The sequence below is a fragment of the Massilia sp. KIM genome, assembly GCF_002007115.1.
Lineage (GTDB): Bacteria > Pseudomonadota > Gammaproteobacteria > Burkholderiales > Burkholderiaceae_D > Telluria.
Map to the genome: position 1 here is coordinate 312615 of NZ_MVAD01000001.1, position 14150 is coordinate 326764.

Sequence of the window (14150 nt, forward strand, 5' to 3'; positions counted from 1 at the left end):
TGCTGAAGTGAGCGGCAGCCTTCGGCCAGCAAAGAAAATCGGTACTCAGGGCTTCCGAAAGACGATCGCATGCTGAATCGGCAGCGATTTGATGCTGCGTTCCCACTTCAGGCCGTGCGCCGTGGCTTCACGCCGTATCTGGCGCTCGCTCATCTTATGCAGCGGCTTGATTGCGACGGAAGGATCCTCGGCCCGATATTCGACAAAGACGACGCGCCCGCCGGGCTTCAAGGCCTTGATAATGCTGTCGAGGACCTCCGAAGGATAAGCGAGCTCATGATAGACATCGACCATGATTGCCAAGTCGACGCTTGCCGGGGGCAGCTTGACATTGGTTTCGCTGGCTAGCACCGACACCACATTGCGCACGCCACGCTTTTCCATTTGTCTGTCGAGCATGCTAATCATTTCCGGCTGGACGTCGACTGCATATACGCGCCCGCCGGATCCGACCTGTTTCGCCAACTGCCAGGTGTAATAGCCGGTGCCGGCGCCGATGTCGGCCACCGTCATGCCCGGTGCCAGCTCCAGTTCCCGCAGAAGCAATTCGGGCCGCTCCTCACTTGCCCGACTTTCGCGCTCCAGCCATTGGGCGCCTTGCCATCCCATCACGCCGGCGATCTCGCGACCCATGTAGCGCTTGCCGATGCCATCCGCGCTAGGTACGACGCGTTCATATCGCCTATCGGCGCCCGCTACCGGTGTTGCGGCATCGCTACTGGCGGTTGACAGCAGCGGGCAAGCCGACAGGCAAGTGAGCAGGATGCTTAGCAGGCGGTAAGTGTTTGAGGCGAGGCAATTGTGAAGGCGGATGCGGAGCATGATCGGTTCCCTTGATAAGGCGCTACCTGCGATAACGCCCGCAGGTTTGCCGTGGATAGATAGAAGCAGTGTAGTGGCCTTCGCTGCGAAAGTGCGTCCGCTATGCAAGGCTTTCCTGCTGGTGTCGCGTTGACTGAGCAAGTTCAGCGGATCGGATTGACTATCTCCACGCTATCTGCGAGTCGAAGAGCTTTTACCGTTCAGGACGGGAGATGCTGGATGTACTGGCGGAACTGACCTGCATCTTGAGAGGCTGTCTCGGGTCGCTCGCAGCCCTTCGCAACAATCTGTGACTTAACGGTAATGACAACCTGATATGCTCGGGCTTCGATGCCGGTGTTGTCTCAAGCCTTCAAAGCTCACTATAAGTCGAATCCAGAGAGCTGTTTGCCGCTGGCTGAGGGTTGAGATCAGCCGAGGTTTGCAATAAGTAGAAAGTGGACTCAGCTGTACAGCTGCAAGTGGCGGAAGTGGACCGTTGTAAAACGAGAACGGGGGAGAACAATGGCAGAAGGCGAAGTGGTAGTTAAAAGCGGAACTTTTTTATACGACGGGACAGTCACGTGCGACTTGCGAATCATGCGTTGCCAATACCGTCCCGGATCTGGCGATTATCAAGATCCACCTGAAATCGCGGACGATCAGGAAGGCGAATACTTCTACGTCCAATTCGGGAGCACGACCGAGCGTGGACGTTTCAATGCGGGCGGAGGAGGTGGCGCAACGATCGAAGAGGCGATTGCCGCGGCTGAATCTGCGCCCGGCATTGGCAAGACAGTTCAATGGATCGACTGACTGCACGTCTATCACCGGTGGCTAGCCTAGCGGTATCGAGAGCCATCTAGGGGCGAGAGGAGACGCTGCGAGGGGCTGCCTTTCGCAACCGCCGGAAGGGAGCGAAACCGTGCTCATCCGTATGTTCCGGGCACTGCCGAGCGCCCGTTGCGTCTACAATACCGAGAAACGAACCGACTGATCATCGTGCCGAAAATCGACTTCATAACGCTGATGCGCCTGGCCCAGGACTCCGCCTCGGTGACCGCACCGTGCAACTGCAACAAGGAATCGCTCGCCGCCTGGCGCGCCTTGCCCTTGGGGCTGAAGCTCGACCGCCTGGAGGAGGTCGGGACCCTGTTCGACGATCCTTACGACGAACCGACCTTCGCCGAGTTTCACCCGGCAGGCACCCGTTACGAGAGCGAGGACGCCCCGATCGCGCCCGCCTTCTACCCCTATAACCGCTGCACCGTCACGCGCTGCCTCGATTGCGGCCGGCACTACCTGCGCTACAACGAGGCAGGCGGTTATTTCACGGAATTGCGCATCCGCGCCCTGCAGCCCGAATTGCTTGTCGATCCGCCGGCCGGCCCTTGACGCTCAAGTACCGGCCTTCCTGGCCTGTGGCGCACATGTGTTTGCGGCCATGCAGTCGGTGATACGCCGCGCGATTCAGCCCAGAACCGCCGTCCCCGGGCAGCTGTAGACCCGGGGTCGGGGGCGACAACCCGGCGCTGTCAGAAATCGAACTGCGCCGACACGCGGAAGGTGCGCGGCGCGCCTGGCAGCAGGTAGCCGCCGAGCGACTGCGTCACGTCACGCCAGTGGAACTTGTCGAAGGCGTTGTCCACGCGCGCGCGGATGGTGGTGCGCATGCCGCCCAGCGCCAGCGCATACGAGCCGCCGAAGCCGAACAGGTGATAGGACGGCACCACCGCCCGGTTGGCCGGATCGAAGGCCTTGTCGCCCGAGTACTGCCACACGGCGTCCAGCTTCAGGCCCGACACAGCAGGCACCGCGTACTCGACCAGCGCGGTCGAACGGAGCTCGGGCACGTTGGTCACGCGCTTGCCGTCGGTGGACGGGTCGCCGGTGCCGTTCTGCTCCGCGTCCAGCGCCATCAGCGACAGGCTGTAGCTCAGGTCCGCCGTCGCCTTGCCCTGGGCCGAGAGTTCGATGCCGCGGTGGCGCTGTTCGCCCGCGCGCACGAAGGTGTTGGCGGCGTTGGTGTACTCCAGGCCCTGGCGCATGTCGAACACGGCGGCCGACACCATCAGCTGGCTGTTCACCAGGCCTTTGACGCCCAGCTCGGACTGGCGCGAACGGCTCGGCGACAGCGCGGTGTTCTGGTTGCTGGTCTCCATCGGCGCCACGCCGCCGTACTGCAGGCCGTGGCTCAGCGAGGCGTAGACGCTCCAGTCCTGAGCCGGCTTGTAGACCAGGGCCACGTTCGGCAGCGCGAAGCTGTCCTTGCCGCGCACCCAGGGCTGGTCCAGCTCGGCCAGCTCCTCGCGCTCGAGCTTCACATAGCGCACCCCGGCGTGCAGCGCGAACTGGGGCGAGAGGGTCATCACGTCCTGCACGAACACCGAACGCTCCTCGTTGCTGCGGCGCTCCATCACCGGGCCGGTGACGCGGTCGGCGGAGACGGGCGGCACCACCAGGTTGTTGTAGATGTTGCTGTAGCCGACATAGTCGTACACGTACTCGCCGAAGCTGTCGTGGCGCTCGGCATAGGCCAGGCCGGCCGTCAGGGCGTGGCGCACCGCGCCGGTGTTCAGGCGGCCCTGCACCATAGCCTGGATGCCGAACGGGGTCTTGCGCTCGCCGGTGCTCTGGTAGTCGTAGAGGTCGTAGTCGCCGTTCGAGCAGTAGCCCGGGTAAAAGCCTTCGCCCTCGTTGCTGCAGCCATAAGGGAAGGCGGTGTAGTCGTCGCGCTTGAACCAGTGCTTGTTGGCGCTGACGCTCGCGTTCCAGTCCGGGTTGAAGCGGTACTCGAAGCGCAGGCCCAGGTTGCTGCTGTCGGTGTCGACCGGGCGCGTCCAGGGCTGGTTGTTGAGCAGGGTCTTGGCCGAGACGCCGGTCGGCAGCGCTTCGTTGCGGATCAGCTGGTAGCCGGGCGCGGTGATCTGCGACTTGTGCTGGTGGTCGAGGTCGAGCTGGAGCAGGGCGTCCGGGCTGATCTGCCAGTCGAAGGCGGCGGACACGAACTGGCGCTCGCCGTCGGCGCCGCGCACATAGGACTTCAGGTCCTCGGCGGCGGCGTTGATGCGGTAGCCGAAGCGGCGGTCGGCGAAACGCCCGCCCAGGTCGAGCGCGGCGTACACGGTGCCGCGCTCGCGCACCTCGACCGTGGCCGAGCGCAGTTGCGTCGCGGTCGGGCGCTTGGTCACGTAGTTGACGATGCCGCCGGGCCCGGCCACGCCGGCCTGCAGACCGGCCAGGCCGCGCAGCACTTCGAAGCGCTCCTTGTTCTCGAGCGGGATCTGGGTGTCGGCCGGGATCGCGATCATGTCCTTGCGGTAGCTGGTGGCGTTGTCGAGCGCGAAGCCGCGGATCGAGAACTGCTCGGCATAGCCGACCGCGTTGTAGGCGTCGCCGATCGAGGCGTCGAAGCGGGTCGCTTCGGTGGCGTTGCGGATCGACAGGTCGTCGAGCTGGGCGCGGCCAAGGGCGCTGATCGAGGCCGGGGTGTCCAGCAGGGGCGCGTCGGAAAAGCCGCCGACCGTGGCGCGCTCGCTGGCGACCCATTTGCTGCCAGTGACGACCACCGAGGGCAGGGCGCTCTGGGCGTGGACGGAGAATGCCTGCGCGAGGGCGCAGGCCAGGATGCTGTGCTTCAAGGTGGTTTTCATGGTTGCTCGTCTTCGCACGCATCGCTGCGCGCTGCTTTTTTCAAAAAGCCGGAGCCAACGTGGGGGAAGGGCAAACTGGGATGGGAACTGCGTTGCGCTTTCCTTCGCTGGCATTATCCAGATCAGGTACGAAGGGTATCTCTCACCCGGAACTGCCGTTCCAGGACCCCTAGCGAAGGCGCGAGTGTAACACGACGCGGGCACGCCGTGGTGAATGTGTCAATCAATGCTTGATTCAGGTCGTGGGCGTCAGCAGCATCGAAAAGAAGAGCCGCGTCGGCCCGTTCGACAACTTGAAGAAGATCGTGTTGCGTCCCTTGCGAAAGCGGACCAGGCGCTGGCCCTCGGTGCGGTTGTAATCGCGCTGGTAGGTGTTCTTGCCGCCGTAGACGCTCTGGTAGAACCAGCGCTTGGACGAATTCCCGGCTTGCCAGATGAGCCGGTCGTTCACCTTGACCGCGACGTCGTCGTCGGCGCCGATCCAGACCAGCATGTCGCGCTCGCGGTCCATGGAGACTTCCGTGTAGCCGTAATAGACGGCGTTCTCCTCGGCGACGCGCGGCACCAGGGGATAGCTGGCCGCGCTCACGTATTCCCACTTGACGACGCGCTGGTCCTTGCCGTAGTAGGCGGCATCGAGGAGCACCGCGTCTTCGGGCGGGTGTCTCGGGTTGTTGAATAGCTCCAGGCCATGGCGTCCCTGGAAGGGGCCGATCATGTACCAGCTGTTGAGATAGATGCGGTTCGCGTATTGTCCTCCCGCGCCGAACGTGCGGCCGCTGCCCTTGACCATGCGCGCCGTATCGAAGCCGGGGATCTTCCCGCGCCCGCCCGCGAAGATGTCACGGCGCTTGTGCCTGTACGCGCGGCTGGTCCAGTCCCGCTCCGCTTCCTCGCCCTCGCGCATGAAGCGTGCGATTTCCTCGGCGGTGCGTTCGATCACGCCCGCTTGCGGCTTTCCCAGCCCGCTGCCCAGTCCGGATGCGCTGCTTTCATCGGGGCCGACGCCATCGCCATCGCCGTCGCCGATGCCGGACATGCCCTGGTCGTCTCCAGTCCCTGCTGCGCGCGCACCCTCGCGCTCCACGGTGACGCCCTCGCGTTCGCGCGCCAGCTGCCCGGCGCGGCTGGCCAGCACGGCCCGAGCCCGCGCTTCCAGCGCGGCCAGTTCGGCCGCCGGGTCGCCGCCTGGCGCAGCCTCCGAAACGGGGTGGGGCGGGGCTGCAGCGTCCACTTCGGCGCGCGCCTCTTCCTTCGTCCTGTCGGTCAGGCGCGCCAGCTCCTCCGCCTTCAGCTCCTGGCCAAGTTCATCGATGGCGCGCGCCATCGTGCGCGCCTGCTCCAGCATCCGCTCCGGTTCGGCCGCCGCCGCGCCGTGCGTCGCTGCCGTCGCGTCCGTGGACGGGGCGGGCTCCGGCGCGCGCTGGGCGGACTGCTCCAGCAGCTCCTTGATCTTCCTGAGGTCCTCGACGCGCCGCGCCATGCGGGCCTGCGCCGTGGCCCGCACGCTGGCCGCCACCTCGGTGTCCTGGCGCCGCAGGATGTCGACCGTGCCTAGATGGTAGAGCCAGGCCGCCAGGCCGGCGTGCAGCCCGACCGACACCAGCAGGCACCAGCGCGACGAACCCACCCTGAACATGGTCCTCATCGGCGGGTGTGCATTGCGATCCTGGTGAAGCCTTCGAACTGGCACAAGTCGAGCACGTGGACGATGTCCTGGTAGCGCGCCATTTCGTCGCCGTCGATGCGGATCGGCCGCCCTGGATTGGCGGCCGCTTCCGATTTCAGCCTGTCGTGCAGTTCCCGCACGGTGACCTGCTTGCCATCGAGGTAGAGCTTGCCCTTGCTGTCCACGCCGATCGCGAGCGGCGCCGGCGCCGCATCCGCACGCTCGAGGCTCATCTGGGCGGCCGGCAGCACCACGGGCAATTCCATCTGCTTCCCGGCTTCCGACTGCTTGAACGAAGTCGCGATCATGAAGAACATCAGCAGGAAGAAGATGCAGTCGATGAGGGCGATCAGCCCGATTTCCGGCGCTTCGTCCGTCCCCAGGTCAATGCGCATGGGAGGCCTCCGCTCCGGCGGTCACCCTGGCCGGGGCGAACCATTCCTGCAGCAGTCCATTCACCTGCTTTTCGAGCTCCAGGCTGTAGAAGGCCAGGCGGTGCTTGAAGTAATGGTGCATGCCGAGCGCAGGCAGCGCCACGGCCAGGCCGGCTGCCGTGTTGATCAAGGCCTTCGCGATCCCGCCCGCCAGCAGGGCGGGATTGCCCATTCCTTCCGCGTAGGCGATCACATGGAAAGACTCGATCATGCCCAGCACGGTCCCGAGCAAGCCCACGATGGGCGCCACGGTGGCCACGATCGCCAGGGCATAGAACTTCTGCTGGTGATGCCGCAGTTCGAGGGAGGCGATATCGCCCGTTCCGGCGCTGACATAGGCGTACTGCTGGCCGCGGTGCGCGAGCATGTAGGCGATGATCCGGCCGAGGGTGCTGTCGCTTTCCTGCGCCGCAGCTTTCAAGCCAGCGCTGTCGGACGCCGCCCACAACTCGCGCGCCTGCTGGGCGAGGCCCGCCGGTACGACGGCCCGTGCGCGCAGGTGCAGCAGGCGCTCGATGCTGACCGCGACCAGCAGCACCGACAGCCCCAGGGTGACGACGATCGCCGCGCCGCCCTCGCGCAACTGGTCGAGCAGGTCGATCTGCGCCGCGTGGGCGGCGCAGGCCGATCCCAGCCAGGCCAACAGAACGAACACGGTCTTCGACAGCGCTTGGAAACCAATCTGCGTGCGCACGGCTGAGCCTCGCCAGGAAGTTATTATTGCTACATCCTAGCAGTAAAAAATTCCAAGATGTGGAATTATTTTTTTCTATCCATGCTGGGTAAGGTGGCTGACGGCGTAGGGCTGCCCACCGGCGTAGGCGAGGGTCGCCTTGAGCTCGATACGCCATGTCGTCCCGGCGCCCGGTGCGCTGCGCAAGGTGGCGTCGGCATGGATCAGCCGGGCGCGCTCCTCGATGCCTCGCAGTCCCCAATGACCGCATTTGTCGCGCTCGCTGGGCGCGATGCCTCGCCCGTCGTCGCGCACGGTCAAGACCAGCGTGTCCGCGCCGTAGTCGACGATGAGTTCATGGTGTCTGGCCTGCGCGTGACGGTAGGCGTTGCAGACGGCCTCCCGCCCGATGGCGCATAACTCCTGCTGTACGATGGGGTCGAGCGCGCGCGGCTTGCCTACGCAACGCAGGCTGAACTGCTGGCCAGGCCCGGCCGCCTGTACGGCGGCGCAGCGCAGCATGTCATGCAGGCTGTGGCTGGAGACGCCGCGCAGGCTGGCCACTTTCTCGCGTCCTTCCTTGATCGCCACCGTCGCGTCGCGCAGGCAATGGCTGAGCGAGTCCCCGAGCGCCGATTCGGAGTCCGGGAGCATCGCGCTCGCTTTCATCACGAAGCCCTGGAAGGTCTGCAGGACGGTGTCGTGCAGGTCGCGTGCGATGCGCTCGCGCTCCTCGCGTTCGGCGGCGGCCTTGAGTTCGTCCACCAGGCGCAGCATGATGAGCAGGAACAGCACCCAGCTTCCCAGGACGATGGTCAGTACCGCATTGATCCAGATGAGGACGTTAGCCGGGGTTGCCCATGCTGCAGTCTGAGAGCCGATTTCCGCCGCAAGCAGGGCGAAGGCCGCTTGTGCGAGCGCCGCCCCCGCTTGCACCAGCATGGTGGCGGCCGCGATCCCGTAGGCGGCTTGCGCATTCCTGGCCCGATGCTGCCACAGCAGCCAGGCCATCCATGCGTTGGCGCCGGCGTACAGGGGCGTCAGGCTCAGCACCCTCAGCGCGCTGTCGGGGAAAGCCAGGGTCCAGGTAAGGGCAAGGAGCGTGACCGTGGCCAGCAGCAGGGGCAGGGCAGGCCGCCGGAAGGGACGGCCGACGAACTGGGCCGCCCCGAACAGGAACAGGATTTGCCCGCCCACCAGCGGGATGTTGAACAGCAGGGAGGCCAGTGACGGATTGGCGATCAGGCCGGAAAGGTCGAGCAGAACGGCGAGCCCGACCGCAAACGAGGCCAGCGCCCATAGGTAAAGGCCGGGAATGCGGCGCGCGGATCGGTGGAGCAGGTAGAAGACCAGCCCGGCCAGCACCGATTTCATGCCCAGTACCGCCGCCATCGTGGACTGATCGAGTTCCATACCGATAACCCCGGTTCTTGTAAGAGTGAGACTGCGGCGCCGGACTGCCCGGCGACCGGCAATCCGTGTCGCGCCGCTTCACGATGGCAGGGCCAAGCCCGCCAGGCTTGCTCAGACGCTCAGTTCGAGCACCTTGCGGCTGACCTCGAGCGTCACGCCACGGTCTTCGCCCAGCTTGGTCAGCTGGTGGGCTTCCAGGGCGGCCAGCACCGGTTCGACGTGCTCGCGGCTCAAGCCGTAGCCAGACAGCTTGGTGGGCACGCCGACGCTCTCGAAGAAGGCTTCGGTCTTCGCGATGGCGGCCTCGATGCGCGCGTCCTCGTCGCCCTCGCGCAGGTCCCACACGCGCGCCGCGTACTGCAGCAGCTTGGCGCGCTTGGCCTCGCGCCGCACGCGCAGCATCGAGGGCAGCACCACGGCCAGGGTCTGGGCGTGATCGAGACCGTAGAGCGCGGTGAGTTCGTGGCCGATCATGTGGGTCGACCAGTCCTGGGGCACGCCGGCGCCGATCAGGCCGTTCAGGGCCAGGGTCGCGGTCCACATCAGGTTGGCGCGCGCGTCGTAGTCCTCGGGGGCGGCCAGGGTCCTGGGGCCTTCCTCGATCAGGGTGAGCAGCAGGCCTTCGGCGAAGCGGTCCTGGACCTTGGCGTCGACCGGATGGGTCATGTACTGCTCCATCACGTGCACGAAGGCGTCGACCACGCCATTGCCGACCTGGCGCGCGGGCAGGGTGAAGGTCTTGGTCGGGTCCAGCACGGCGAAGCGCGGGAACACGTGGCGCGAGGCGAAGGCGCGCTTTTCCTGGGTCGCCTTGCGTGTGACCACGGCGGCGGAATTCATCTCGGAGCCGGTAGCCGGCAGGGTCAGCACCGCGCCGAAGGGCAGGGCGCCCTGCACGTTGGCGGCGCGCTGCTCGAAGATGGTCCACGGATCTTCCTCGAGCAGGCTGCCGGCGGCGACGAACTTGGTGCCGTCGATGACCGAGCCGCCGCCCACCGCCAGCAGGAAGTCGATGTTCTCGGCGCGCACCAGGGCGATCGCGCGCATCAGGGTTTCGTAGGTGGGATTTGGCTCGATGCCGCCGAATTCGAGCAGGGTGTGGCCGGCGAGGGCGGCCTTGACCTCGTCGTAGACGCCGTTGTTGCGGATGCTGCCGCCGCCATAGAGCATCAGGACGCGGCTGCCGGCCGGCACCAGTTGCGCCAGCGCGGCGATCTGGCCCTTGCCGAACATGACGCGGGTCGGATTATGGAAATCGAAGTTCTGCACGGCTTACCCCTTGTTGTTGTCGAGACAAAGAAGGGATTATCGCCGATGCGCGCCAAGCCTGCCCGGCGGCGGCGCCGCCGCACGGGCTCGAGCTGGTGTCAAGCCTGCTTCAGGCCTGCTTCAGGCCCTCGGCGGCCGCGCCGGCGGGGGCGGTGGCTTCCACGGCCACCATGTGGCGCAGCAGGGTGCTGCGGGTGGAGTCGCCGATCGCGCGCCAGTTCTCGCGGCGCTGGGCGGCGCGCTTGCGGTGCTTGGACGGCATGTCTTCGAGCGGCTTGAGGTAGAAGGGCAGGCGGATCAGGAAGCTGCGCTCGTTCATCTCGGCGCCGCCCAGGATGCGCCAGAAGCCGTCGTAGGCGTTCTCGAAGTGGCGCAGGTCGGCGGGGTCGTAGTGGATGTGGGCGGTGCAGCGGATCGCCACCACCCGGTCCATGCCCAGGGCCTGGGCCACGCCCTGCATCGCCGCGAAGCAGAAGAAGCTCGGCGAGTTGTTGGGGAAGACCGCGTCGAAGGCCTCGAATGCGGGACCGGAATCGGCCCAGCGGCCCTGGTTGCGGGTGATGAAGGGGACGGTCGGCAGCTCGACGCCGGCCAGTTCGCCGTCGACCCAGGTGTAGGACAGGCGGTGCAGGTAGTGGCCGTCGGCCAGCAGCGAGATGGTCAGGTCGCCCTCGGCGTCGTGGCGCGGCGCCATTTCGAGGCGCAGGACGAAGCTGTGCTCCTCGGTGTCGTGCTGCCACAGGGCCAGCCCCGCGCCGCCGTAGACCGCCTCCTTGTAGGCGGCGTTGAAGCGCGCGTCCTCGAAGCGGTAGTGCGACAGCACGAACTGCACCCGCTCGCGGGTGGACAGGCCGCGCACCAGGTAGTCGCGGTCGCCCAGGTGCTCGAAGGGGTCGCCACCGGGAGATTCGGCGCCGAAGCGGCGCATGAGTTCGAGTCGCCCCAGGGCCTGGTGTTCGCGCCAATAGCGCAGCATGCGCAACCGGCGCGCAATGCCGCGGACGGGGTTGGAAAGATGAGCGATGGTCATCGGGCGCTCCATGTCGCGATAAATAGCGGGCAACCGCAGGGCGGTCGCCAGTCTTGTTCACGTCCGGGAACGGGACGTGCCCAGCGGAAAGGAAATTCCTGACCGCAATTATCGTCGGAAACGCTAAGTTATGCCCGAACGCAAGAAATTAAGTGGTGGGGAACCAACGTAGCGAAAAGTAATCATGGCGTCTCTCTCTCGGAAATTTTAACTTTTAGTTTATGGCGATCCGATGAGTAAGACTATCATGTTTAAGGAGCGACAGGCTTAGCGATCATCACAGATAATTGCGCCAGACCGAAGCAGACCGGGAGGCGGGCGATGGTGTATGAACTTTATTACTGGCCGAGCATACAAGGGCGCGGCGAATTCGTCCGGCTCGCGCTGGAGGAGGCGGCGGCGGATTACGTCGACGTGGCGCGCCGCGAAGGCGGCATGAAGCGCCTGATGGCGGCGCTGGAGGTGGAGGAATACCCTTCGTTCGCGCCGCCCTTCCTCAAGGCGGGGGAGCTGACCATCGGCCAGGCGCCCAACATCCTGATGTACCTCGGCGAGCAGCACGCGCTGGCGCCACGCACCGATCCGGGCCGCCTGTGGGCGCACCAGCTGCAGCTGACCATCGCCGACCTGGTGACCGAGGTGCACGACACCCACCACCCGATCTCCACCTCGCTGTACTACGAAGACCAAAAGCCGGAAGCCATGCGGCGGGCCGCGGACTTCGTCGAGACGCGCATCCCGAAGTTCCTCGGCTACTTCGCGCGCCTGCTGACCAATCCGGAGCCGCGCGAATTCCTGGTCGGGGACAGGCTCAGTTATGCGGACCTGTCGCTGTTCCAGGTGATCGAGGGGCTGCGCTATGCCTTCCCGAGGGCGATGCGGCGCATGGAGGAGGAGTATCCGGCCTTGACCGCGCTGCGCGACCGGGTGGCGGCGCGGCCGAACATCGCGGCCTACCTGGCGTCGGAGCGCAGGATCCCGTTCAACCAGAACGGGATCTTCAGGCGCTATCCGGAGCTCGATCAGTAGGCCTTCGCGGCGGCGGCAGGCCTGCTCAATCCCACTGCGGCGCGAAATCGGGGCTGACCAGCCGCTCCCCGCGGTCCAGGGCGTCGAGCGCGGCGATGTCGCCGGCATCCAGCACCAGTTCGCGCGCCTTCAGGTTGGCCGCCAGGTTCTCGCGCCTGGTCGACGACGGAATCACCGCATAGCCCTTGGCCATCAGCCAGGCCAGGCTCACCTGGGCCGCCGTCGCCCCGTGCCGCGCGCCCACCGCCTGGATCGCCGGGTCGTCGATCACCTTGCCGTAGGCCAGCGGCATGTAGGCCGTCAGGTGCACCCCCAGCTCGCGCGCCGCCGCGCGCAAGGCGGGGCTCTGCAGATAGGGGTGCAGCTCCACCTGGTTGGTCGCGATGTTGTCCGCTCCCACCACCTGCGCCGCTTCGCGCATCAGCGCGACCGGGAAGTTCGACACGCCGATGGCGGCGCTCAAGCCGGCCTCGCGCGCCGCCAGCAGCGCCTGCATGGTGTCGGCCAGCGGGGTCGCGCCGTCCGGCGAGGGCCAATGGATCAGGGTCAGGTCCACCTGCTCGAGCCGCAGCTTGCGCAGGCTTTCTTTCAGGCTGGCCGCCAGCTTGTCGGCGGCCAGGTGCTCGGTCCAGATCTTGGTGGTCACGAAAACGTCGCTACGCGCCACCCCGGATTCCGCCAGGGCCTGGCCGACTTCGGCTTCGTTGTCGTAGATCTGCGCGGTGTCGAGGTGGCGGTAGCCCAGTTCGAGGCCCATGCGCACCGAGGCGAGCGCCTGCTCGCCCTTGAGGCGGAAGGTCCCGAGGCCCAGTCGTGGCATTTTCATAGGAGTTCCTTTCAAGTTCATGGTTCAGTGGGTGGCGACCACGCGGCCGGCCGCCAGCTTGGCGGGCACGCCGTCGCGGCGGTCGAGCCAGCCGGCCAGGGTGGTCAGGGCGAAGGCGCCGACCACGATCAGGGCGCCGATCGGCGGCGTGGCCATCAGGCCCAGCTTGGCGACGATCAGGCCGCCGCCCCAGGCGCCGAGGGCGATGCCGACGTTGAAGGCGGCGATGTTCAGGCCCGAGGCCACGTCCACCGCCTGCGGGGCGTCGCGCTCGGCACGCTGCACCACGTAGACCTGCAAGCCGGGCACGTTGCCAAAGGCGACCGCGCCCCAGGCCAGCACGGTCAGCAGGACCAGGGGCTTGCTGGGCGCGGTGAAGGTCAGGGCCAGCAGCACCAGGGCCAGCAGGGCGAACACGATCTGCAGCGCGCGCACCGGGCCCTTGCGGTCGGCCAGCTTGCCGCCCCAGATATTGCCGGCGGCGACAGACACGCCGTACACCAGCATCACCAGGCTCACGGTGCCGGCCGCGAAGCCGGCCACTTCCTGCAGGATCGGTGCGAGATAGGTGAAGGCGATGAAGGAACCGCCGTAGCCGAGCGTGGTCATGGCGTAGACCAGCAGCAGGCGCGGCTTCTTCAGCACCGCGAGCTGGGTCAGCAGGCTCGAAGGCGGGCTGCCGGCGATGTTGGACGGCACCAGGATGGCGCTGCCGACGATGGCGACGATGCCCAGCAGCGAGACCGCCAGGAAGGTGGCCTGCCAGCCGAAATGCTGGCCGATGAAGGTCCCGAGCGGCACCCCGGTCACCAGGGCCACGGTGAGGCCGGTGAACATCAGGGCGATGGCGCTGGCCGCCTTCTCCTTCGACACCAGGCTGGTGGCGATGGTCGAGCCGATCGAGAAGAACACGCCGTGGGCCAGGCCGGTCAACACCCGCGCCGCCATCAGGGCCGGGTAGTTCGGCGCCATCCAGGCGACCAGGTTCCCGATCGTGAACAGGGCCATCAGGCCGAGCAGGAGCTGCTTGCGCGGCACGCGGCCGGTGAGCGCGGTCAGCACCGGCGCGCCGACCGCCACGCCGAGGGCGTACAGGCTGACCAGCAGGCCGGCGGAAGGCACCGACACGCCCAGGCTGGCGGCGATGGTGGGGATCAGGCCGACGATCACGAATTCCGTGGTCCCGATGGCGAAGGCGCTCAGCGTGAGCGCCCAAAGTGCGAGTGGCATGGTGTTCTCCTTGTGCATGGATATGCCGGCTTCAATAAGCCGGTTTCAAACAGGCATGCAGTGTGCCGCGCCTGGCCGCAAGGAAAAATGCCTTGGCGTACAATTGACTTTTGATTCGGAGTC

At 66.3% G+C, this 14150-nt stretch carries 13 protein-coding genes and 1 riboswitch; of the genes, 3 read left to right on the forward strand and 10 right to left on the reverse strand.

Annotated features, from left to right (window positions below):
• Positions 1-45 precede the first annotated feature (45 nt).
• Positions 46-822: a class I SAM-dependent methyltransferase gene (locus B0920_RS01490; protein ID WP_078030824.1), complete on the reverse strand. Its 777-nt coding sequence runs from the start codon at positions 820-822 to the stop codon at positions 46-48.
• A 504-nt stretch (positions 823-1326) separates the two neighbouring features.
• Here B0920_RS01490 and B0920_RS25335 point away from each other — a divergent pair.
• Positions 1327-1617 (forward strand): hypothetical protein, encoded by a 291-nt coding sequence (locus B0920_RS25335; protein ID WP_143745596.1) that lies wholly within the window; start codon positions 1327-1329, stop codon positions 1615-1617.
• 213 nt (positions 1618-1830) lie between these two features.
• A complete protein-coding gene (locus B0920_RS01495; RefSeq protein WP_078030825.1) occupies positions 1831-2196 on the forward strand; it encodes a hypothetical protein in 366 nt (121 codons plus the stop codon).
• Positions 2197-2336: 140 nt separating this feature from the next.
• On the opposite strand, the gene B0920_RS01500 is transcribed toward B0920_RS01495, so the two are convergent.
• The 7 genes from B0920_RS01500 to B0920_RS01530 form a co-directional block, all read right to left on the reverse strand.
• Entirely contained in the window at positions 2337-4454 is a 2118-nt protein-coding gene (locus B0920_RS01500; protein ID WP_078030826.1) for a TonB-dependent siderophore receptor, read from the reverse strand.
• 82 nt (positions 4455-4536) lie between these two features.
• A riboswitch (TPP riboswitch) is annotated at positions 4537-4635 on the reverse strand.
• Positions 4636-4689: 54 nt separating this feature from the next.
• A complete protein-coding gene (locus tag B0920_RS01505; protein WP_143745597.1) occupies positions 4690-6102 on the reverse strand; it encodes a hypothetical protein in 1413 nt (470 codons plus the stop codon).
• Positions 6099-6518: a biopolymer transporter ExbD gene (locus tag B0920_RS01510; protein WP_078030830.1), complete on the reverse strand. Its 420-nt coding sequence runs from the start codon at positions 6516-6518 to the stop codon at positions 6099-6101. Before B0920_RS01510 ends, B0920_RS01505 begins: the two co-directional genes overlap by 4 nt.
• Entirely contained in the window at positions 6508-7251 is a 744-nt protein-coding gene (locus B0920_RS01515) for a MotA/TolQ/ExbB proton channel family protein (RefSeq protein ID WP_078030831.1), read from the reverse strand. The genes B0920_RS01510 and B0920_RS01515 overlap by 11 nt, the downstream gene beginning before the upstream one ends.
• Positions 7252-7326: 75 nt before the next feature.
• Positions 7327-8643: a sensor histidine kinase gene (locus tag B0920_RS01520; protein ID WP_143745598.1), complete on the reverse strand. Its 1317-nt coding sequence runs from the start codon at positions 8641-8643 to the stop codon at positions 7327-7329.
• 111 nt (positions 8644-8754) lie between these two features.
• A complete protein-coding gene (locus B0920_RS01525; RefSeq protein ID WP_078030833.1) occupies positions 8755-9912 on the reverse strand; it encodes an iron-containing alcohol dehydrogenase in 1158 nt (385 codons plus the stop codon).
• Between the two features lie 109 nt (positions 9913-10021).
• The gene (locus B0920_RS01530; protein ID WP_078030834.1) at positions 10022-10942 is read right to left on the reverse strand and encodes a DUF535 family protein; all 921 of its coding nucleotides are present in this window, start codon (positions 10940-10942) and stop codon (positions 10022-10024) included.
• Between the two features lie 321 nt (positions 10943-11263).
• Between B0920_RS01530 and B0920_RS01535 the strand changes: the two genes are divergently transcribed.
• Positions 11264-11971, forward strand: coding sequence for a glutathione S-transferase (locus tag B0920_RS01535; protein ID WP_078030837.1), 708 nt, complete (start codon positions 11264-11266; stop codon positions 11969-11971).
• A 25-nt stretch (positions 11972-11996) separates the two neighbouring features.
• On the opposite strand, the gene dkgB is transcribed toward B0920_RS01535, so the two are convergent.
• Together dkgB and B0920_RS01545 are read right to left on the reverse strand one after the other, a co-directional pair.
• A complete protein-coding gene (dkgB, locus tag B0920_RS01540; protein WP_143745599.1) occupies positions 11997-12797 on the reverse strand; it encodes a 2,5-didehydrogluconate reductase DkgB in 801 nt (266 codons plus the stop codon).
• A gap of 24 nt (positions 12798-12821) precedes the next feature.
• Positions 12822-14027 carry an MFS transporter gene (locus tag B0920_RS01545; RefSeq protein WP_078033245.1) on the reverse strand — a complete coding sequence of 402 codons (1206 nt, stop codon included), beginning with the start codon at positions 14025-14027 and terminating at the stop codon, positions 12822-12824.
• Positions 14028-14150 lie beyond the last annotated feature (123 nt).